Source organism: Reella acinonychis, assembly GCF_052828705.1.
The window spans coordinates 674,768-697,367 of record NZ_CM128256.1 but is presented as its reverse complement, the minus strand read 5'-3'; the positions used below and the strand labels follow the sequence as shown (position 1 = coordinate 697,367).

Sequence of the window (22,600 nt, the reverse complement as noted above, 5' to 3'; positions counted from 1 at the left end):
CGGTCGAGTATCTCGCTCAGTTAATCATTCTGTAACAGACCTTGGCTTTTTAACTTACGACTAATACGAATGGCAGTTTCTGTCTCACAACCAGCAAATTCAGCAATTTCACGATAAGTCCAATGATAATTGGGGTAATTATCTGTTAAAAAACGAATACTCGAAGCGATACGTTCAGTGCTACGCTGATAAGAAACCTGTGATAAACGATGCTCTGCATCCTGTAATTCAATGGCTAATTGTTTAATCAAAAACGTGGCTAAATGCGGATTTTTTGACAGAAACTGCGGTAAATCTTGCGGTTTAATACGAATAATTTCCGCAGGTTGCAAAATACGGGCAGTACAATGATAAAAATGATCACCAAAGAAAGTACGGAAACCAAAATATTGATGATGTTGATAAAGGCGAACTAAACTTTCTTTACCATTTTCCAGCATATGATAAAGACCAATTAACCCGCTTTTAAGATAATAAAAATCCTGTGCTTGCTCCCCTTGGGAGTACACAATGAGTCCTTTATCAAGATGAATATGTGTTAATTGACAATTAATTAAGTTCTCAGGCTGAAGTAATTCAATCGCATCCATACTGTCTCCTTGCGAAGCTACTATACAATTTTTTCAATATGGATGCGATGATTATCCGCTAAATTTGTGATCCTGCTGGCAAAATTTGTGGTCGTTGTTCTTTAGCAATCACCATTTGATCACCCAATTTTTGACGCAATTCTATACGTACTGCTTCATAATTTGGATCACTCACAAGATTTGTTAATTCATAAGGATCTTTTTCTAAATCATATAAAAAGTCCTCTACATATAAATCACTGCCCGAGTGCTCACCACCATTTTTATTCGGTGCGGTAACCGCGTAAAGATACTTATCGGTACGTAATGCTCGCCCTACTCGACTTTCACTGATTTGAATAAAGACTTCATTTAAACGTTGCGGATTGGTGTTCTCAATAACTTGGTATAGATCCTCACCAACCATATTATCACCCACATCAATCCCCGCCATCGCTAAGAATGTTTTTGGTAAACTCGCGGTACTAACCAGTTGCTTAATCCGTTTTCCGCCCACATATTTTCCGCCTGTAATCACCAATGGCACATGGCAAGCGGAAGAATGGCAAGAACGTTTATAATCGTCGTAACCATTTAAATTAGCATCACGATTACGCGTCATAAAATGCGAACCATGATCGGAAGCAAACACAATAATGGTATTCTCGTATAACCCTTTTTCTTTCAATTTATCAATGAGTCTTGCTAAATTATCATCAAGACTACGACAACAACCGAGATAGTCTGGATACATTTCATCTGCATTGCCCTTTAGCACCGCCAAATCATGCGGAAGTTGATAATTTTTAAACCGCACTTTTGAACCATTAGGGCCTTCATAACAGTGGCGATCATTTTGATGATGTGGCTCAATATGTGAAATTGTCATAAAGAAAGGTTTATCGCCTTGATATTGATCGAGATATTCGAGCGCATAGTCCGTAATACAATCCACACGATAGCCTTTAAACTCACATTTATTCATATTTTCATCAAACACAAAGCCATCGTAACCATGGGAAGTAAACTCTAATACATCTGCTGCACGCCAGAAGCCTTTATAACCACCTCGTCGTTCAGGCGGAATTGCTGTAACAGTGTAATCAATAGTTGGCGTTTCTTCTAATTCCCCATCGCTCGCTAAATGCCATTTACCAATGTAAGCGGTGTCATAGCCATTTTCAGTAAAATAGTCAGCGACGGTTTTGATATCTAAAGGCAAAGCAACATTATTGCGGAAACAGCCTGTTTCTGTTGGATATAAGCCACTTTGGAAAATTGAACGACAAGGACCACATACAGGCTGAGAAGAAAAGGCTTCCTCAAATAATACTCCTTCCTCTGCCATTTTATCTAGTGTTGGCGTAATATCTAAAGGCTGTCCATAAGCACCAACAGTATCCCAACGTTGTTGATCGGTAAAATAAAATACAATATTCGGTCTGTTCATTATTTATCCTTATTGACACAAAGTGCGGTCAAAATTAGCGTAGTTTTTTATAATTGGTATAAAGAATACTAATGATGGTCAGTAAAATTAGTATGCAAAAAGCCAATGAGAATGGGCGTTCAAGAAAAATGCTCCATTCACCGTCCGAAATCATTAAAGAGCGGCGTAAATTTTTCTCTGTTAATGCTCCCAATACTAAGCCTAATAAAGTCGGCACCGCAGAGAAACCTAATTTATCCATAATGTAAGAAATCACGCCAAAGGCAATAGCTGTGCCCACATCAAACATACTTTCTTTTAACGAATAAGCCCCTGCAAAACAGAAAATAGCAATACATGGAATTAAAATTTGCTGCGGAATACGAACCACGCGAGCAAATAATTTCACTAAATATTTTCCTTGAATTAGCATAAAGATATTAACGAAAATTAAGCCAATCATAATGGCATAAACCGCTGTGCTATGGGTTGTGAATAGATTTGGTCCTGGTGTTAAGCCATTGATCATTAGTGCCCCTAACATCAACGCCACTGCGGCATCGCCTGGGATACCTAAGGTTAACAATGGAATTAGGGTTGTACCGGTAATCGCATTATTTGCACATTCCGCAGCAGCAATGCCCTCAATAGAGCCATTCCCAAATTCTTTTGGTTTTTTTGATACTTTACGAGTAAAGTCATAGCTTAAAAAAGACGCAATAGACGCCCCTGTGCCAGGGATAATTCCGACTAAAATACCTGATAATGATCCAATTGAAATCGGCTTAGTCAAACGTCCCCATTCTGATTTAGATAAACGTCCTTTATCCAATGGCAGATTTTGTGGTTTATCCTTATCTTGCTGATTAGTTAGTGCAATGCTTTTATGAATAATTTCAATTAAAGCAAATAAACCTATAAGGACCACCACCAAATCGAATCCGCTATACAAATTAATATTATCAAAGGCAAAACGCATAGTGTCGCCACTCATTAAATCCATACCAATAAAGGATAAAAACAAGCCAACACAACCTGAAATAATGCCTTTTAGTAGGCTTTCACCACTGACACCCGCAATAATGGTTAAGCCGAAAGCACAAATTAAGAAATATTCGGGCGATCCCATTTTCATCGCCACTTTGGCAACTTCAGGGGCTAAAAATAACAACACTAATGCACTGATAATGCCTCCCGCAAAAGAAGCATAAAGGGCAACATTTAGCGCTTTTTGTGCTTGTCCTCGTAAGGCTAAAGGGTGACCATCCATCATCGTTGCGGCAGCATGTGGTGTGCCAGGTGTTTTAATTAAAATAGCTGAAATCGATCCCCCGTAACTACCAGCACAATAGATCCCAAGTAAAAACATGAAAGAATGGATTGCATCGAGGGAGTAGGTAATAGGTAAAAATAAGACTAAGCACAGCATGACGGTTAAACCAGGTACAGATCCGAATACAATACCGAGGAATAACCCCAAATTCATGTAGAAAAAACTACCCCAATTGAAAAAAGCAGAAAAGCCAGACAGGATTTGATCAAGCATAATTCACTTCCTTATTTCCTTTTAAGGCAACGAAACATTGAGCACATATTGAAAGAAAACAGATACAGAAATAACAACACTGATCACAATGGCATAATATATCCAATTCTTACAACGAAAAAACAGCAATAATAAAATAGAGAAAATCATTGAGGCTATCATAAAAGGCAGCCAGTTTAACATTGCCCAATATAACAGCAATAAAGCAATAACGATCAAACTACGAAGTTCTTGATCAAATCGTAATTCCACCATTTTTACTGGTTGTTTACGAAACCACTTAACCAACTCTTTCACCAATAAAATGAAACTACAAATTCCCATTAAACCAATCACTAAGCGAGGGAAAGTTTGTGCCGTAATAACTTCCTCATCATCAGTTACCATAATTTGATAAGGTATTAATAACCAAAGGCTAATTGATAAAATGAGAAAAACGACTGCACCGACTAAATCTTGGCGAAAGCTAATTTTCATATCAACCTCTTAATAAAAAAGTGCGGTGAGATTTTCAGTTATTTTACACCGCACTTTATGCCTATTTATTTCACTAATTTAGAATATTTTTCCGCTTTTGACATGGTTGAATCGATATAATCTTTTACCCATTTACCATCGCGAATATCCAATCTTAAACCAATATTTTTTGCAGTTTGTTGTAATTTTGGATTTTCTAAAATGGTTTTAAGTGCGGTGTAATTTTTCTCTACAATCGCAGGATCAGTTCCAGCACGAATAAATACCGCGCAGGTATTGGTCATCCAAGTATCTAAACCATAATCACCCACACTTTCTAAGTTATACACTTCATCAACGAGTTTTTTCTCATCAAACGCAATGACTGGTTTTACGTTACCGGCTTTAACGAATTCACGTGCTAAAGAAGCATGTGTAGTTGCGAAAGTCACTTCACCAGAAACTACTGCTGTTAAGGCTTCATTTGCACCTTCATAAGGAATTAATTTGAATTTAGCGCCTAATTCAGTTAATAAAGCTGCAGTTTGTAAAGCTTCAGAAGAGTTGGTACCATTTACCCCTACTTTTACTGTTTTGCCTTTAGCAATATAGTCTTTTAAAGTCGCCATTCCATCTACTTTTGCTTTTGGATTCGCTAAGAACACAAAGGTAGAAGAATAAATATTAATCACAGGTACAAAATCATCAAATTTGTACGCGACTTTCATTGTGAGTGGCGCGATAGCAAAACTACCTTCACCACCTAAAATTAATTTATGTGTATTTGGTGCTTCTTTTACATATTCTGTTAAAGCCACAGCACCGCCAGATCCTAAAATATTATCCGCTAACAATGGCTGACCATATTGCTCTTTTCCGTATTCAGACATCGCGCGGTTAATTTGGTCAGCTAATCCCCCAACTGCCCAAGGGGTAATAATTGTAACAGGTCCTGTAGGCCAATTAGGTTGCGCTTGTGATGTGATCGCACAAAGTCCTAGTAACCCCACTAAACAACTCTTAATTGCAGTTTTCCAATTTTTCATAATAATCTCCCAAGTTATGATTAATTTCAGCTTTAGCATACAAATCATTTAGGCTAATGAAATATGATAATTGTCATATCTACGCTGTGAGCTAGATCACAAATTTAAAAACTTCTTTGCTTTAACTGTTGTGCAAGCTTCTGTAAATAAGGTGACATATAAGAAAGTGCGGTGTAATACGCCTCACATAATTGATTATGTGGTTCACCAAAACCCTGTACAGTACGATGTTTTGGGCAACCTCCATGACAAGCAAAGCGAAATTGGCATTGCTGACAACGCTCGGACAACTTGGATTTCAATAACGAAAACTGTTGTTGTTTCGTTGAGTTGGTAATATCTAATAAAGGTGTTTCAATTAAATTACCGATTTTATAATGTGGATAGACATAATGATCGCAGCTATAAATATCACCATTTTGCTCTATGACCATTTGATCACCACAGTCTTTGCGGAAAATGCATAAGCTCGGTTGAAAGCCTAAAAAAGCCATTAACCATTGTTCAATAAATTGCACACCAATTTTACCAATATCCTGTGGATACCATTGGTTAAAAATATCAATCATTAATTGCCCATAATCTTTCGCACTAGCTTGCTGAGCATAATCACCCATTAATGGAATAAATTGTAGATAGGTTGAGCCAATGGATTTTAAGAATTGGTAAATATCAGCACCATGCAGCACATTTTTTTGATGGATAACCGTTAAGGTATTAAAAGACACTTGATATTTAATTAAATTTTCCAGTCCTTGCATCACTTGCTTAAAACTGCCTTTTTGACTTTTAGTGACACGATAAGCATCATGTAGTGGTTGCGGTCCGTCAATTGATAATCCCACTAAAAACTGTTGTTCCTTTAAAAATTCACACCACTGTTGATCAAGCAAAATACCGTTAGTTTGTAAGGCATTATAAATTTTCTTTCCGTTCGCATATTTTTGCTGAAAATGCACCGCACTTTGATAAAAGTCTAATCCTGCTAGTGTCGGTTCACCACCCTGCCAAAGAAACGTAACTTCTTTTTGTGGTGCAAATTGCAAATATTGTTGAATATAACGTTCTAAGACTTCATCCGTCATTCGACGTTGATTTAAATGAGGTTTTTCTAAATAAAAGCAATAGTGACAATCTAAATTACAAATCGACCCTGTGGGTTTTGCCATTAATTGAAATGCCTTATTCATACTGCCTCCTACTCTATTTATCTCATCATATAAAAAAGATTTTTTAATAGATATGATAATGATCATAACCGAATAAGAACAGAAGTTGGCAGAATAAAAATCTCTTATTATCCACTGAGCATTTGTAATGGCATTAACGACCCTTTGTATTCTGATTGTTTGTGGTATCATCGTGAATATGGTGTCCGCCCTATTTGGTATTGGCGGCGGCGTACTCATGGTGCCGATTTTGCGCACACTCTTTCCACAATTCCCCATTCAAATGGTCGCAGCTACTTCATTAACCATTGTGATGGCAAGTTCACTTATTAATTTGCTTTCATTTCGGCGTCAACATATTCAAATTGATATAAAAAGTCTGCTATTTTGGTCGCTCGGCATGGTGATAGGCGTACAATTAGGTTTTGAACTCAGCTTTCTATTGTCTGATCTCGCAATTACTTTAGTGTTCACCATTACCCTTACACTACTTGCGCTAAAAACCCTTTTTATTAAAAGCAAAGCCAATCTCCACCAATATCAAGCAAACGCAAAAGAAAGAATATATGGTGCACTCACTTGTGCCTCTGGCGGCTTTGTTGCCGGCATTACAGGCATTGGCGGCGGCTCAATTATGGCGCCATTAGTTGCACAATTAAAATCCGTACAAACGAAGCAAATCGCCGTTTACACAAACTATATGATGGTGATTGGTGGAATTGGTAATTTATATGGTTATCTGTCAAAAAGTGCGGTCATTTCTGAGCCTATTTTCCCGCAATGGCAATATGGTTATGTCAATTTTGCAATTGTCGGTATTGTGACTTTTAGTTCATTTCTCACCAGCTTTTTCTCTATGAAATTACGGGGAAAATTAAGCCCTCATCTCACGACAAAATTATTAGGTGTAATCCTCTTACTAATTGCCTCTTACACCTTTATTTTACAGATGTATTTTAAATAAGCAGATAAATGGAGCATGGCATAGGTAAAACTGGTCTAACTTGTAGCCTGATTAACAATTATTTGATCTATATCGTTGATTAATTATACTAAATAAATAAACTCACTACAGTTTTCTACTATTATTTCTAGGAGTGTCTTATGTTAAATCGTAGTTATCGCATTATTTGGAACGCAGTGCAACAAACGTGGCAAGTGGCTTCCGAACTCGCCAAAGGCAAGGTAAAATCCCACCAATCAATCAATCAATCAATCAATCAATCAATCAATCAATCAATCAATCAATCAATCAATCAATCAAAACATTTAAACCGTCTTTAATCTCTCTTTCAATCCTTTCTATTTTTCTTTTTCCCCTTTCTGTGGAGGCTTATACCGCTTCAATTATCAATGAAAGAGCAAATAGCTATGTAACAGCCTTAAATCATGATGGTTCCATCGTGGGCACCTTTAATACAAATCCATTAGATACCATTTGGAGTGGTGCAAATTGGGCAAACAGAGCGGATCTTCCTGTAGCTCCAAATAAAAACCATAATAGAAACCGCACTTACATTGAGGCTCTTAATAAAAATGGTGATATTGCAGCTGGATCATCTTATCATCCTATTGGATTATATATTGGTCAGCAAGCGACTATCTGGATAGGTAATAATTGGAGTTTTGCAATCAATTTAGAAGAGGGTAGAAAGGGAGAATCTAACACTTCTTTTGTTTCTGCGTTAAGTGCGGATGGTCGAGTTGCTGCAGGATCACTTAGAGATGAAGGATCGCCAGTAGAATGGAATAGAGCGACTATTTGGTATGGAAAAAACTGGCAAGATCGAGAAATTTTAGGTTCAGGACAAGTATTTGCTCTCAATCATAATGGTGATATTGCTGGTGGACGCAGTTATGATCCTCAGAAAACCAATATGCCTAAAGTGGAGTATTCAACAGCAGCGATTTGGTCTGGTGAGTATTGGCAAACGGAAACCTTGCTCCCCACACCAAATAGTAAACCCAATTCTTTAGTATTTGCTTTAAGTGCTGATGGTCGTATTGCAGGGGGGATATTTGGTACTGTCTCACATCTTGAATCAGGTAAAGAGAAGAATGACAAAACGGGGGATTACTGGAAGAATGATCATCAAGCGATCCTTTGGGTGGGAGATAATTGGCAAACGCCCGTAACGCTCGGCACACTACGACAAGATAACCGAGGTGAATCAAGTGTTAGAGCATTAAGTGCTGACGGCTCTGTGGCTGCTGGCTATGCAGCAAATGAAGAATGGGAAACTTCTGCGACATTGTGGTCAAACGTCAATACTAGTAAATTTAACTACTATTTAGAAAGACCTGAAGATTATTGGCAAGTAAAAACCAATTTAGGTTCATTAAGACCAGATAAAAAAGGATATTCTGCCGCTTATACGTTAAGTGATGATGGAACTGTTGTAGGGGGAAGAGCACAGGCGGCTAAAAATGGACCAACCTATGCTACCTTATGGCGTGTTAAATATGATAATTTTAGTGAAAGAGTGTTAAGTGAAGTCTTAACCCAAGAAATTGCTGACTTTGGCATTAATGGCAGCGGTGTAACTATAGAACTTCCAATTTTTGATATTTCAACATTAAAACAACCAAGCACACTTCCAGAAGAACCAACAAATGGCACAACGAATCCAACAAATGGTGCTAATGATCCAACAACGTCAGTGGACAATACAACTACACCAACGACAGAGCCAACCATTCCCCAAAAAACAGTGGAAATGGGCAAAGGTGTAACGATTGAATTACCAATTTATGATATTTCTAAACTGAAAAAAGCGGCTGAGAAAAATCAAAGTAATAGTGCTGTTGCAAACAATTCTCCTACCTCTGATACATCCAAACCAAAATCACCAGTAGAAGTGTTAGGAGCGATTAATTTAGATTTCACCATTAACGCCTTGCAACAATTCGGGACAGATAGTATTAAACTGATGGCAATGCAACAACATGCTTTGAGCCGTTTGCAACAAGGTTGCCACACCAACCAAACTTTCTGTTATGACGTTCGTACGGACATAGCAAAAAGTGGTGAGACCAAAGATACCGCAGCAAGTTTTACAGCTGGTTATCACTTTGGTAATGGCTTAACGCTAGGCGTAAGCTTTGATCGCTCACTACGTCGCAATTTACCAGACACCTACAAACGCAATAGCAGTAATTTAGGTTGGGGTGTGTTTGGTCGTTGGCAAAGCGAAAATTGGTATGTACAACCAGCGGTGGCTTGGGATTACTACAATGCGCAAGTTAAACGCCCGGTTTATGACAACACAGAATCTGAACAACATGTTAGTCGAATCAAAGGTTTAGGAGCTAGTTTAACTATTGGACAAGATTTTGCGTTAGACAATGCAGAATTGGGTTGGTATGTATCAGGACGTTACAACCGCATTTCTCGCACAGGTTATACCGAGAAAAATCTATTATTCCCTGTGAAATTTGGTGATTTAAGCCTCACTGATACCACTGTGGCGTTAGGAACTAAACTTGCCTTACCAGTAACAGATAAGTTGAAATTCTTAGCCAAAGCGGAAGTTGAACAGCGTGTCGGTGGTAAGAATCCAACCTACACCGCAGCGGGGCAATATATCGGTAATTTCCGCTACGAAGGCAAGCTAAACAAAACTCGTGCGAAATTCAGCACTGGCGTGAGCTATGCATTTAGCCCTGCGTTCAAAGTGGAAGTTAGCCCTTATGTTGAACGTAATACATTCGGCAAAACTCGCTATGGCGGAATGTTATCGTTCAATGGAGAATTCTAATTTGCTCTGATTGGCAAAATTGAAAAAATACCCCGTTGTAAACTCACAACGGGGTATTTTTTGCGTGAAATTTGCAAGTTAAGTGATTTCAATTTGATTGGAGGACTCTAGTTTTTTTGCCCTAATGCTCCCCAAGCTTTTACTAATGAAATCTTACTTCGCTAATTTTGCACGAATAGCATTTGCTAATTCAGAACTTACTTTTTCGAAATGAACCATTTGTTTTTCAACGATTTCAGGGAAAGTTACACCTGATAACGCTGCAGCGAAGTTACCTGCCAAGCGGTCTTTTTCTTCAGCAGTGAAGATGTTGTAAAGTGCCGCTGGTTGTGAGTAGTAATCTTGATCGTACTCACGGAAATCAAAGTGTGCCGCTTCACGTTCAATTTGTAATGGTAATTGGTCGTGAGTTGGAACATAAGTATCGAAACGGTTTGGCGCGTAGTTCGGGTGGTTACCACCATTGTTGTCAACACGCATTGCACCATCACGATGAGTTGTGTGGTATGGGCATTTTGGTGCGTTAACAGGGATTTGGTGGTGGTTCACGCCTAAACGGTAACGTTGTGCATCTTGGTAAGAGAACAAACGACCTTGTAACATACGGTCTGGTGAGAAACCAATTCCCGGTACGATGTTGCTTGGTGCGAATGCCGCTTGCTCAACTTCCGCAAAGTAGTTTACTGGGTTACGGTTTAACTCTAACACACCCACTTCGATACAAGGGTAGTCCGCGTGTGGCCATACTTTAGTTAAGTCGAATGCATAGTTGTGTTTGTGTGCATCTGCTTCTGGCATAATTTGCACTTGAACAGTCCAACGTGGGAATTCACCACGCTCGATTGCTTCGTATAAATCTTGTTGGCTTGATTCACGATTTTCACCTACAACTTTAGCTGCTTCTTCGTTGGTGAAGAATTTGTGACCTTGTTGAGTTTTTAAGTGGAATTTCACCCAGAAACGCTCGTTTGCTTCGTTTACAAAGCTATAAGTGTGGCTGCCGTAACCGTTCATATTACGTAAAGTCGCAGGAATACCACGATCTGAGAATAAAATCATGATTTGATGCATTGATTCAGGGTGACGTGACCAGAAATCCCATGCTGCATTTGCATCACGTAAGTTTGTTTGTGGGTTACGTTTTTGTGTGTGAATAAAATCTGGGAATTTTAATGGATCACGAATAAAGAATACTGGTGTGTTGTTACCTACTAAGTCCCAGTTACCTTGCTCAGTATAGAATTTGATTGAGAAACCACGCACATCACGTTCAGCATCTGCTGCACCACGCTCACCAGCAACAGTTGAGAAACGTAATAAAACTTCAGTTTCTGCGCCTGGTTTGAATACTGCTGCTTTAGTGTATTTAGTGATGTCTGCTGTTACAGTGAATTTACCGTAAGCTGCAGAACCTTTAGCGTGAACCACACGCTCAGGAATACGCTCGCGAGCAAAGTGAGCTAATTTCTCTTGGAACCAAACATCTTGTAAAAGTAATGGACCACGTGGACCTGCTGACATTGTATTGTCGTTTTCAACAACAGGTGCACCTGCTGCGTTAGTTAAGGTTTTTGAGCCATGATCAAATGGACATTTAGACATAATTCCCCCCCATAGGAATGTGATATAGAATATGAAACAAACATAATATTTCTTTGAGTTGGAGGAAATTATATAAAATTGCAACCAAATAGCAATTGATTAATTTAATAGAAATTAACTATCGAAACATTAAATTTAATAGATTAAATTAGATTTAATGTTTTGTAATCGCTTTAGCACAAGCAAAAGCTGAACTCCACGCCCATTGGAAATTATAACCACCAAGCCAACCTGTCACATCCAGTACTTCACCAATAAAATAAAGCCCTTTGTTCTGATTTGCTTCCATAGTTTTCGATGAAATTTGTCTGGTATCCACTCCGCCCATGGTGACTTCAGCAGTACGATAACCCTCAGTACCATTAGGTTGGAATTGCCAATGATGAATCAAAAAAGTTAATTTTTCTAACCGCGCTTTGCTCAGATTCGCCAGTATTTCATCTTGTAACAATCCTTGTTCTAGCCATAATTCAATCAGTTTTTTAGGAAGAAATCTCGCCAAGGCAGTTTTAAGTTGCAATTTTGGCGATTCCATTCGGAGCTGTTGTAGCACCTCGCTAATTGAATCTGTTGGCAATAAATCAATTTCTAAACCTTCATTAGGCTGCCAATAGTTCGATATTTGCAACATAGCGGGGCCTGACAGCCCTCTATGAGTAAACAGCATAGAATTCGTAAAAATTTGACCGCACTTTGCTTTAACTGAAACGGGCAGCGCTACGCCCGAAAGTGCGGTGTAAAATTTATCTGTTTCTCGCCAAGTAAAAGGGACCAGGCTTGCACGTGGTGCAATCACATTTAAATCAAATTGTTCAGCGACTTGGTAACCAAATGGCGTTGCTCCCAAGCCCGGCATAGAAAGCCCGCCCGTTGCAATCACAAGGGAATGACAGCTCCAACGTTCGCCATTGGCAAATAATGTAAATCGAACATTATCATCATTTTCCACCGCTTCAATTTGGCTAACTTGCTGACGTAAGTGGATATTCACTGCATATTTATCACATTCGCTTTCGAGCATAGCAACGATTTGTTCCGCGCCTTCATCACAAAAAAGCTGCCCTAACTCTTTTTCATGATAAGCAATACCATATTGCGCCACCATGGCGATAAAATCCCATTGATTAAATTGTGCTAATGCGGATTTAACGAAATGCGGATTTTGCGACAGATAATGTTGAGCAGTCACCTCCAAATTAGTGAAATTACAAAATCCACCACCCGACATTAAAATCTTACGCCCAATCTTTTTCCCATTGTCAAAGACCGTAACTTGTTTGCCTTGTTTTGCTGTTTGGCTTGCGCAGAATAACCCCGCAGCACCGGCACCAATAATAATGACTTCACTGTATCGCATTATGGATTACCTTTCGCATTCAATAAACGCTCTGCCAATTGCATACTTTCAATAGTTTTGCGACGATCTACTTCGGAACGCTCACTATCTAATATTTTTTGCCATAACATCAATGCATTAGCATAATCATTACGTAAAAATGCATCTGAAGCGAGCAAAGACAAACTAGCAATTTCATAGCCATCTTGTTGTAACGCCGTATCAATTAACGTCTGCGCTTTTGGTGTGATTTTTTGTCCTGCCTGATAATACAACGCAGTCGCCGCTAAACCTAAAATAGCAGGTTTGCTGCCCGACAATTGTTCCGCATTACCATAAGCAATGAGGGCATGATCAAATTCACTATTCAACGCATAAGCCTGCCCTAATTCAAGCCAAAGATTGCTATCGTTTGGGTCTGCCTTTAATTTGTTTTGAATGGACAAAATATAATCATCATTTTTTTCGCTTGAGGAAGCGGTGCGCAATTGATGTTGCTTTTGTTTGAATGCTTGCTCGCCTTGTTGAATGTAATCCAAACGGTTTAAGGAAAAATAATAAACAAGAGGCACAATAATTAAACTGCCCCATAGCGCCAAAGATAAAAAAGGTGAAAAAGACACCGCACTTTTTATCTGTTTTTGGTTGGATTGTAAGCACTGTTCATCATCCAGCAAGCGTTGGCTTAATTCATCAGCTAAATCGGCAGAAGGCTGAGATGCCATTTGTTGTTGATACAATTCAATATTTTTATTTTGACGATAATTTTTCTGCCAATTGATTTTACGCCCAAAAGGTATAAAAACAATCAAGCTAATTAGCGCAAAAAGAGCAATGCCCCAATATAAAATATCTTGATTAAAACTCATTGTTTTTTCTCTAATAGTTCTGCTAATGCCTGCTTCTGTTCAGTTGAAAGTGCGGTCTGTTTTTTTTCAGTTTTTGCACGTTGGCGCACATAATTAATCATTAACATAAATGCCAACAGGAATAATAAAACGGGCAATCCCCATAATAATGCGGTGGTCCATTGAAATGGCGGCTTATACAACACGAAATGTCCAAAACGAGAGGTCATCACTTCTACAATTTGCTCATTAGTTTTGCCTTCATTCACCATATTGTAAACTTCAATACGCAAATCATAGGCAATCGGCGAATTCGATTCCACAAGGTTTTGGTTTTGGCATTGAGGACAACGCAAAGACTTCGCCAATTCAACCGCTCGAGTGCGATCTTGAACATTCTTAAATGCGAAAGTATCGACCATTTCCGCAAAAGAAGAAGTGGAAAAAAGAAGTAAAAATAACAAGATGACTTTTTTCATTTTCTTGTTATCTCCATTTTTCTAACTCAGGCAAAATGATCTTTTGTACGGTTTCACGATCAAATGCGCCAGAATAGCGGTAACGAATAACGCCATATTTATCAACAATATAGGTTTCTGGTGCACCATCAACGCCTAATTGCATGGCTAGCTTGCCTTGGCTATCATCGATACTAAACACAAAAGGATTTCCTGAATGTTGTAAGTATTCCAACGCATTTTGTTTTTTATCGCGATAATTTAAACCAACAATTTTTACACCTTGTTGAGCAAGTTCAAGTAACAAAGGATGTTCCTGTTTGCAATAATAACACCAACTTCCCCATACATTGATCAAGTGCGGTTCTTTTGGTAACTGTTTGTTATTACGAATAATATTATTATCTTGCAAATCTGCTTGGAAAAATTCGGGTACGGGTTTGTCAATTAATGCAGACGCAATTTTTTTGGGATCTTGCTGTAATCCCACTAACAACAAGGCACAAATGCCCAAAATCAACACCAATGGAATGAAAAAGAAAATCTTTTTATTCATATTTCTTCCTTAATCCTAAACAAGCCAATAGCGCCCCTAATGCCATAAGAACACCACCAATCCATAACCAACGTACGAAAGGTTTATAATGTAAACGGAAGGTGAATTCGCCATTAATTCCGCTGTTATGTGTGAGTTTATCGCCCATCACAATATAAATATCGCCGAACCATCCCCATTCAATACCGACTTCGGACATATTCATTGTTCTCACGTCGTAATAGCGGCGTTCAGGGAAAAGTGCGGTCACTTTTTTGCCATTTTTTAGTACATCAAAATGCGCTTTTTCACTGGTGTAGTTTGGTCCAATTTCATTGCTAAAGCCAAGGTAGCGGAATTCATATCCACTTAAATGCTGGCTTTGTTGTGGTGCTAATCGCACACCAATTTCAGAGCCAAAATAGCTCGACATCACTGCGCCAATAACCGTCACCGCCACACCACAATGCGCCAATATCATACCGAATTGCTTTAAATTGAGTTTTAACCAGTTGGTGTAAATTGTTGCTAACAACAACCAAATCGCTAAAGTCAGCAAAAGATAAGCAGTAAAATGGAAGCCTAAGCTTTCTTCTTGTGCGACCGTATATGCAATTAATCCATAAGCAATGGCAGCAGCGGGCAATAGCATGATTACGCGTTTAATAAATTGTGCAAAATGGAAACGTTGCCATCTTGTCGCTAAAACCACCACCATGGCAATTAATAACACAATAATTAACGGCAGGAAAATGCTATTAAAATAAGGCGCACCAACAGAAATCGAACCCCATCCTAAACTGGTAAATAACATTGGATAGAATGTACCAATGAACACACTGACCGTTGCAATGGTTAATAGCACATTAACAAGTAACATAGCACTTTCTTTAGAAACGATGGCAAAACGCACCGCACTTTGTTGTAAATTAGTCTTAAAAGCGAACAGACTTAGTGAGCTAACAGTAAGCAAAAAGAAAAGCACTAATAGTACGGTTCCACGTTCGCCATCAACAGCAAACGCATGCACAGAAGTCAGTACGCCAGATCGGACAATGAAAGTACCTAGCACACTAAATGCAAAAGCGAACAGTGAAAATAGAATGGTCCAATAGCTGAAAATCCCGCGTTGTTCTGTAACAGATAAACTATGTAATAAAGCAAGACTTAACAACCAAGGCATTAAAGATGCATTTTCAACAGGATCCCAGAACCACCAACCGCCCCAGCCTAATTCATAATATGCCCACCAAGAGCCCAGCATAATACCAAGGGTTAAAAATAACCAAGACGTGAGAATCCAAGGTCGCATCCAACGTGCCATAGCTGCATCTAAATGCCCGCTTAATAAGGCTGCAATAGTTAAAGCAAAATTAACCGCGAAACCCACATAACCAAGATATAACAAAGGCGGATGAAAAATGAGTCCAACATCTTGCAACATTGGGTTTAAATCTCGCCCTTCTGGTGGAATGGGAAATTGACGGATAAACGGATTTGAAAAATAAATGATAAAAATGGCAAGACCAACACAAATTAAACCTAAAACAGATAGCGTTCTGCTGGCAATAATAGGATCGATTTTTCGACTGAAAAAGGCAAATAACATTACCCAAATGCTGATTGAAAACAGCCAAAATAGCATGGAACCTTCATGCCCGCCCCAAGTGGCAGCTAACTTAAAGAAAAGCGGTAATTGCGAATTAGAATGTGCGGCGACATAATCAACAGAAAAGTCATCAACTGCAAAAGAATAAGCTAATAAGCTGATTGATATAATGCTAAATATTCCCAACGCATAGCTCAACTGCCATGAAGTGCGGATCAAATTAACATTGTTTTTCGCAATGCCGATCTGTGGCAAAATTGCCAATAATAAGGAACTAAAAAACGCAAAGAGTAACGCAATAAAGCCAAGTTCAGGAATCATAAAGTGCTTTTAAATTTAACAAATAATACAATAAAAAGGGCGTTATAAAACGCCCTCATTTTACAATATCTTAACTAAATTATGCGACTGTTAATTGACCTGCGTACAAAATAAAGTAACGCAAGCAAAGTACACCAATTAAGTCAAAAATAGAAACCCAGATAATAAAACCGCGGTTATATTTAAATCTATCAGAAGCAAACATATTTGCTGCCAACGGAATTAAAATACCAATTAAGAATACGCCTATCCAGAAAATCGCTCCCCAGAAACCACTTAATGCATTTTGTAGCGCCAGTAATTTTTGACCACCACCAAAGTATAGTCCCACAAAGAAGCAAACTAATAGACCTAATTCAGTGATCATAATAGGTACTTCAAATTTATGGATAAAATGAACTTCTTCACTATCGCCAGCTAATTTACCTGCAATCAGGATGATTAGGAAGGTAGCTGCGATACCTGATGATGTACCAGAAGCCAAGAATAAAGCTGGTAATACAGGGTTATTCAACATTGGATAACTGATTAATGCCGAGAGTAAGAAACCAGTATAAGCCCCTAATACTGCTGCAAGAACGAATAATACGAACTCTAATGGTTTTAAGAAACGCTCAACAAATTCAATCCATTTCACCGCAAACTTCAATGGCGAGTTTGCTATCCAGTCTTTAAACATAACAGCGGCCCATACCACAAGCACTGCCATATATACTTGGAATAACATTACCCCCATCGACATCACAGAATTGAATTGATAATTAAACATCAATTTCCAGAATGTCCAAGGACGAGCTAAATGGAAAATCAGCAACGTTAAACCAATTAAAGTTGGAACTATCCCTAAAATCACCGCACTTCGAATAACCCAGTTTGCACTTGGTTTTTCGAATTTCACATGATTGCGGTAAGCAATACCTAATTGTACTGCACCAGAGGAAATACCTAAGAGAAATAAGTAAATCGCAATGGTGCCATCCCATACAAGATTTGGGGTTTGAAATGCGACTTCATTCATGATCTGTGCTCCCCTTTACCGAATGGAACGTGATATAAATTCGGTTCTGTACCTAATTGAACTTTTGTACGATAAACTGGATTCTCACGTACTTTACGAGCGACAGCACTGCTTGGGTCATTCATATCACCAAAGGTTAATGATTTGGTTGGGCAAGCCTCAACACAAGCAGGTTGTTTACCATTTGCTAAGTTCGTATCACGACAGAAATTACATTTATCCGCTGTTTTATGAATTGGATGAATAAAACGGACACGATACGGACAAACTGCCACACAATATTGACAGCCAACACATAAATCTTTTTCAACATCCACAATACCTGTTTTCGGATCAATGAAAGAAGCGCCCGTAGGACAAACCGAAACACAAGGGGCGTTGCTACAATGTTGACAAGATTGGCGGAAAAATTCATATTCCACGTCAGGAAATTCGCCAATAGGTTTACTACGAATAATTTCCAAACGAGAAACACCTTCTGGCACTTGGTTTACTTCACGACAAGCATCCATACAAGCGGTACAACCGATACAAGAGGTTTCATCATGCACCATTGCATAGCGAATGGTTTTTTCTTGCTTATCGGATTCACCTTGTGCCGTTAAACTAACTGTTGTTCCGGTCGTTAGGATTAACGCTCCCATACCAGAAACAAAGTTTCGGCGTGAGCAAGCGGTCATTTTTTATCCTTTTGTTCAGTAGAAAGTTGTTTTTCACGTGCTTCTTTCTGTTTTTGTTGTTCGCTATGGCAATCAACACAAAGTTTCACACGCTCTTTTGGCTTAATTTCTTTCATTTTATCTTTTGCTGGGTGCAAGGTATGGCAATCAGCACAAGGTAATTTGATAGAGTGAACATCATGTGCCCAGAATTTTTCTTTTAATTTCTCAGGTTGGTGACATGAAAAACAAACCTGGTTTTGTTCTGCTGGCGTAAATTTAATGGTCTGCTCTTTATCCCATAATCCATGGAAACGCATCACATCTTTCACGCCACGACGATGCTCTTCACTAATATTGCCATGACAAGTTACACAGTTAATTGGCTTGCCTGTTGTTGGATTTGTTTTCGTTAAGTGCGTACCATGGAACTTACCAGTATGAAATTCGCCTTTTGCTTGATCCGCATTGGTATCCAAATTATGACACTTCGCACAATACTGATTTGGATCTCGCACGTTTTCAATGGTTGGTTCATACGTCAATTTACTTTCATTTGCTGACGCTGTCATTGGCACTGCAACTAACATCACACCACAAAGTGCGGTCAATTTTGCAAGTGTTTTTAATACAGAGTTCATTTTTGTTACCTCAATTCTTGATTTAAAGTGACCGCACTTAAGCAAGTTTCACAAAAGTGCGGTTGCTTTTTTCATTATTTTGCAGGTGGTACGTCGTTGATGAGTAGACCTTTCGCTTTCGCTTCTTTATTCCACTCAGGAACCACTTTATTCAAGAACTCTGCTTTTTCTCTACGTTCTTTTTCGATATCAACACCAATGACTTTCCATGCTTTTTCTGCTGTTGAAGTATCTGGATAGTTAATTGGTTGTTTAACATCATGTTTAGCTAACACAACTGCTAATTTTGCACGAGCATCTGCAATACGATCTAAACCAGATGCAATCACTTTTAAGGTGATATCAGGTGCGTGCATGTGGTTACCATGACCTGCTGCTGAGTAATCCCAACGCCATTGTGCGTGACGAATACCTTTTAATGCATCAGCCATTTCTTCTTTCGTTGCACCTGCATCCCAAGCAGCTTTCGCTTCAAAGTGTGCTTTCACGATTTGATCTTCTAATTTAAGCATCACTTCTTTCACGTCATGTTTATGACCAGCAACGATTTTTTGTAAGGTTTCTTTGCTTTGGTCATGACATTTCGCACAAGTATGTTCAAATTGATCAAATGGGTTGCCAATTTTGTGGTCGGTATAGACTTTGCCATCCGCACCTTGAACTTTAGGCATGTGACAGTCAATACAGGTTACGCCATTTTTACCATGGGTACCTTGCATCCAAATTTCATAATCAGGATGCTGTGTTTTCAACATTGGTGCTTTAGAAATGGCGTGTTGCCAGTCAACGAAGTCGATCTCATCATAGTATTTTTCGATACTATCTACATCAACACCTTTGAACCATGGGAACACCACGTTATTCACATTATCTTTATCAAAATAATATTCTACATGGCAGTTCGCACAGATTGCTGCACGCTTATCAGTACGATCTAAATCGGCAAATTTTTTGTCAATCGCTTCTAATGCACGTAATGCATTTGGACGTGCGATGCGTAATGCTGGTTTACCTTCTTCAAAATCTTTTGAAGTAGTATCGTGACAGTCAGCACAACCAATCGCATTGACAATTTCTGCCCCTGCTTTCACCCATTTGCCGTTGAAGTAACCTTCTTCGCCCCATTCAGCCATTAAGCGTGCCACATCTGGACCTTTACAAGTCCAACAAGCCATTGGCATACCGCTGTTAAGGTCTTTTGGTGCGCCTGTACGTAAAATATTGCGCACATCAGTAACAGAATAGAAGTGGCCACGTGGTTTGTTATACTCTTTTGAGAATGCATAACCCGCCCACATAACAATCATTCTTGGATCTAATTCAATTGCAGGGGAAATTTCTGTTGAATTTGAGGTTGCTTTCCAGCTTTTATATTGGCTTGGATATTTTTCCGCAAAACTTTCATTCACAGACTCAATTTTTAAATTAGGATTTGCTGGTGCTAACTCACCTTTTTTAGGTGCGTATTGCATTTTCTCTACTTTAGCTTCAGCAGAAGGTTGCTCACTCGCCGAAGCCGTTTGCAACATAACCAAGCTCATTCCAGCAATCGCTAGAGAAGATAATGTTTTTTTGAGGATGTTCACGATAATCACTCCATTAAAAATTAATTAACCAAGGTTAAAATTGTATATACAAGTTTGAATTTGCTTTATTAATCTAGTCATTACAAATGAGAATTTTTATCATTAATAACAACAAGATAATTAATAAAAAGCTAAAAAATCAATGGTAAATTAACAAATTGAAAAAACCTTTGCTGAGCTTTCACACTTTTTCTTGCGTTTGATCAAGCAAAATACTTCTTTAGGGGTAGAGGGTATAAATACCTCTTTTTGAGAACGGAAAAAGAATAAACAAAGTGCGGTGAAAACATCGACAATTTCCACCGCACTTTTAGAAAGGAATTACTTCACAAGTCCACCGCTCGCTTGTAAATCCGCATGATAAGAAGAACGAACAAAAGGACCACAAGCTGCATGTTCAAATCCCATTTCTTCGGCTTTCTGACGCATTTCATCAAACTCCTCAGGTGGAACATAACGCGCAACAGGCAAATGGTGACGACTTGGTTGTAAATATTGCCCTAATGTCAACATTGTCACACCATGATCCCGTAGATCTTGCATAACCGCTAAAATTTCTTCATTTGTTTCACCTAATCCCACCATTAATCCAGATTTTGTTGGAATATTAGGGAACATCGCTTTGAAGTCTTTTAATAATTTTAACGACCATTGATAGTCAGCACCCGGACGAATTTCACGATATAGGCGAGGCACATTTTCCAAATTATGATTAAACACATCTGGTGGATTTTCTTTCAGAATTTCAAGGGCTTGCTCAATTCTGCCTCGAAAGTCAGGAACGAGAATTTCAACTTTGGTATTTGGATTTAAAGCGCGAATTTCACGTACAGTGGCTGCAAAATGTGCGGCACCACGATCAGGTAAATCATCACGATCCACCGAAGTAATCACCACATATTTTAATTTCATATCCTGTACGGTTTCCGCCACTTTACGTGGTTCATCAGGATCTAGAGCAAGTGGTTTACCATGTGCCACATCACAGAATGGACAGCGGCGAGTACAAATTGCCCCCATAATCATAAATGTAGCAGTACCATGATTAAAACATTCATGCAAATTAGGGCAAGAGGCTTCTTCACATACCGAATGTAGACCATGGCGACGCATACCATTTTTAATACTATTAATTTTCTCAGAATTTGCAGGTAATTTGATTTTCATCCATTCTGGTTTTTTTAATAATTCCTGATCTGGATTGATATTTTTTACCGGAATAATGGATGTTTTTGCAGCATCACGATATTTTACTCCGGGTTCCATTTTGAAGGGTTTACCCATTTTATTCCTTATTCATTGCTAAACTAACTGTTACACTCAAATAAAAGTGCAATTTTTAAAAAAATTTTAGATATTATAGCCTAAAAGTTGACAGAAATGTGTAACTAATTGAGGAGATACCTTGTCGCATTCCGCTTCTTGTACAGGGATAAAATCTGCTAACTGGCACATTTCTAATCCAATGTAGCCACAAGGATTGATCATGCGAAAAGGGCTGAGATCCATATTGATATTCAAAGCTAAACCATGAAATGAACAACCTTTGCGAATGCGTAATCCTAAAGAACAAATCTTTTTCTCAATACCATCACAATTTATATATACGCCTGGTGCATCGGCCTTGGCATAGGATTGAATACCATAATCAGCCAACGTCAACACAACTGTTTGTTCCAATGCAGTAACTAATTGTCGTACATTAAAATCTCTACCTTCCGCTTTATGACGTTTAATATCAATCAACACATACATCACTTGCTGCCCAGGTCCATGATAGGTAATTTGTCCACCACGATCGGACTGCACAACAGGAATATCACTACGTTGTAATAAATGTTCCGCTTTACCTGCTTGACCTTGCGTAAATACAGGATAATGTTGCACTAACCAAATTTCATCAGCGGTATTTTCACTGCGATTATCAGTAAAATCCTGCATTTTTTGCCAAATTTGTTGGTAATCTTGCATACCCAATTGGCGAATAATTAAAGGAATATTGTGCATATTCAGC

The 22,600-nt window shown here is 38.6% G+C and carries 20 protein-coding genes and 1 pseudogene; 3 read left to right on the top strand and 18 right to left on the bottom strand.

Annotation, left to right across the window (positions count from 1 at the left end; all coding sequences use genetic code 11):
• Nucleotides 1-20: 20 nt before the first annotated feature.
• From ACUXZ4_RS03420 to ACUXZ4_RS03395, 6 genes are all read right to left on the bottom strand, one after another.
• On the bottom strand, nucleotides 21-590 hold the full coding sequence (locus tag ACUXZ4_RS03420; protein WP_464973645.1) for a Crp/Fnr family transcriptional regulator: 570 nt from the start codon (nucleotides 588-590) through the stop codon (nucleotides 21-23).
• A 58-nt stretch (nucleotides 591-648) separates the two neighbouring features.
• Nucleotides 649-2,019 (bottom strand): sulfatase-like hydrolase/transferase, encoded by a 1,371-nt coding sequence (locus tag ACUXZ4_RS03415; RefSeq protein ID WP_464973644.1) that lies wholly within the window; start codon nucleotides 2,017-2,019, stop codon nucleotides 649-651.
• A gap of 34 nt (nucleotides 2,020-2,053) precedes the next feature.
• Nucleotides 2,054-3,544, bottom strand: a complete 1,491-nt coding sequence (locus tag ACUXZ4_RS03410; RefSeq protein WP_464973643.1) for a tripartite tricarboxylate transporter permease — start codon at nucleotides 3,542-3,544, stop codon at nucleotides 2,054-2,056.
• 21 nt (nucleotides 3,545-3,565) lie between these two features.
• Nucleotides 3,566-4,021, bottom strand: coding sequence for a tripartite tricarboxylate transporter TctB family protein (locus ACUXZ4_RS03405; RefSeq protein WP_464973642.1), 456 nt, complete (start codon nucleotides 4,019-4,021; stop codon nucleotides 3,566-3,568).
• 65 nt (nucleotides 4,022-4,086) lie between these two features.
• Nucleotides 4,087-5,046 (bottom strand): tripartite tricarboxylate transporter substrate binding protein, encoded by a 960-nt coding sequence (locus ACUXZ4_RS03400; protein ID WP_464973641.1) that lies wholly within the window; start codon nucleotides 5,044-5,046, stop codon nucleotides 4,087-4,089.
• A gap of 104 nt (nucleotides 5,047-5,150) precedes the next feature.
• Nucleotides 5,151-6,236 (bottom strand): anaerobic sulfatase maturase, encoded by a 1,086-nt coding sequence (locus ACUXZ4_RS03395; protein ID WP_464973640.1) that lies wholly within the window; start codon nucleotides 6,234-6,236, stop codon nucleotides 5,151-5,153.
• 127 nt (nucleotides 6,237-6,363) lie between these two features.
• Here ACUXZ4_RS03395 and ACUXZ4_RS03390 point away from each other — a divergent pair, with 127 nt between their 5' ends.
• The 3 genes from ACUXZ4_RS03390 (at nucleotide 6,364) to ACUXZ4_RS03380 (ending at nucleotide 9,973) form a co-directional block, all read left to right on the top strand.
• Entirely contained in the window at nucleotides 6,364-7,179 is an 816-nt protein-coding gene (locus ACUXZ4_RS03390; protein WP_464973639.1) for a sulfite exporter TauE/SafE family protein, read from the top strand.
• Between the two features lie 140 nt (nucleotides 7,180-7,319).
• Nucleotides 7,320-7,499, top strand: a complete 180-nt coding sequence (locus ACUXZ4_RS03385; RefSeq protein ID WP_464973638.1) for an ESPR domain-containing protein — start codon at nucleotides 7,320-7,322, stop codon at nucleotides 7,497-7,499.
• Nucleotides 7,500-7,540: 41 nt separating this feature from the next.
• Entirely contained in the window at nucleotides 7,541-9,973 is a 2,433-nt protein-coding gene (locus tag ACUXZ4_RS03380) for a hypothetical protein (protein ID WP_464973637.1), read from the top strand.
• Between the two features lie 153 nt (nucleotides 9,974-10,126).
• On the opposite strand, the gene ACUXZ4_RS03375 is transcribed toward ACUXZ4_RS03380, so the two are convergent.
• The 12 genes and pseudogenes from ACUXZ4_RS03375 to lipB all read right to left on the bottom strand — a co-directional run bounded on the left by ACUXZ4_RS03375 (nucleotide 10,127) and on the right by lipB (nucleotide 22,593).
• Complete coding sequence (locus tag ACUXZ4_RS03375; RefSeq protein ID WP_464973636.1) at nucleotides 10,127-11,575, bottom strand: catalase; 1,449 nt, start codon at nucleotides 11,573-11,575, stop codon at nucleotides 10,127-10,129.
• A gap of 154 nt (nucleotides 11,576-11,729) precedes the next feature.
• Entirely contained in the window at nucleotides 11,730-12,935 is a 1,206-nt protein-coding gene (locus ACUXZ4_RS03370; RefSeq protein ID WP_464973984.1) for a BaiN/RdsA family NAD(P)/FAD-dependent oxidoreductase, read from the bottom strand.
• The gene (locus ACUXZ4_RS03365; RefSeq protein WP_464973635.1) at nucleotides 12,932-13,780 is read right to left on the bottom strand and encodes a TPR domain-containing protein; all 849 of its coding nucleotides are present in this window, start codon (nucleotides 13,778-13,780) and stop codon (nucleotides 12,932-12,934) included. Before ACUXZ4_RS03365 ends, ACUXZ4_RS03370 begins: the two co-directional genes overlap by 4 nt.
• A 62-nt stretch (nucleotides 13,781-13,842) precedes the next feature.
• Nucleotides 13,843-14,238, bottom strand: a pseudogene (gene nrfF, locus ACUXZ4_RS03360) (heme lyase NrfEFG subunit NrfF); the annotation flags it as partial.
• 7 nt (nucleotides 14,239-14,245) lie between these two features.
• Complete coding sequence (locus ACUXZ4_RS03355; RefSeq protein ID WP_464973634.1) at nucleotides 14,246-14,773, bottom strand: DsbE family thiol:disulfide interchange protein; 528 nt, start codon at nucleotides 14,771-14,773, stop codon at nucleotides 14,246-14,248.
• The gene (gene nrfE / locus ACUXZ4_RS03350) at nucleotides 14,766-16,682 is read right to left on the bottom strand and encodes a heme lyase NrfEFG subunit NrfE (RefSeq protein WP_464973633.1); all 1,917 of its coding nucleotides are present in this window, start codon (nucleotides 16,680-16,682) and stop codon (nucleotides 14,766-14,768) included. The genes ACUXZ4_RS03355 and nrfE overlap by 8 nt, the downstream gene beginning before the upstream one ends.
• A gap of 79 nt (nucleotides 16,683-16,761) precedes the next feature.
• Nucleotides 16,762-17,700, bottom strand: coding sequence for a cytochrome c nitrite reductase subunit NrfD (gene nrfD / locus ACUXZ4_RS03345; protein WP_464973632.1), 939 nt, complete (start codon nucleotides 17,698-17,700; stop codon nucleotides 16,762-16,764).
• Entirely contained in the window at nucleotides 17,697-18,380 is a 684-nt protein-coding gene (gene nrfC, locus ACUXZ4_RS03340) for a cytochrome c nitrite reductase Fe-S protein (protein WP_464973631.1), read from the bottom strand. Before nrfC ends, nrfD begins: the two co-directional genes overlap by 4 nt.
• On the bottom strand, nucleotides 18,377-19,000 hold the full coding sequence (gene nrfB / locus ACUXZ4_RS03335) for a cytochrome c nitrite reductase pentaheme subunit (RefSeq protein ID WP_464973630.1): 624 nt from the start codon (nucleotides 18,998-19,000) through the stop codon (nucleotides 18,377-18,379). The genes nrfC and nrfB overlap by 4 nt, the downstream gene beginning before the upstream one ends.
• Before the next feature lie 74 nt (nucleotides 19,001-19,074).
• Entirely contained in the window at nucleotides 19,075-20,541 is a 1,467-nt protein-coding gene (gene nrfA, locus ACUXZ4_RS03330) for an ammonia-forming nitrite reductase cytochrome c552 subunit (RefSeq protein WP_464973983.1), read from the bottom strand.
• Nucleotides 20,542-20,907: 366 nt separating this feature from the next.
• Nucleotides 20,908-21,870: a lipoyl synthase gene (gene lipA / locus ACUXZ4_RS03325; RefSeq protein WP_464973629.1), complete on the bottom strand. Its 963-nt coding sequence runs from the start codon at nucleotides 21,868-21,870 to the stop codon at nucleotides 20,908-20,910.
• A gap of 66 nt (nucleotides 21,871-21,936) precedes the next feature.
• Entirely contained in the window at nucleotides 21,937-22,593 is a 657-nt protein-coding gene (gene lipB / locus ACUXZ4_RS03320) for a lipoyl(octanoyl) transferase LipB (RefSeq protein WP_464973628.1), read from the bottom strand.
• Nucleotides 22,594-22,600: the final 7 nt, after the last annotated feature.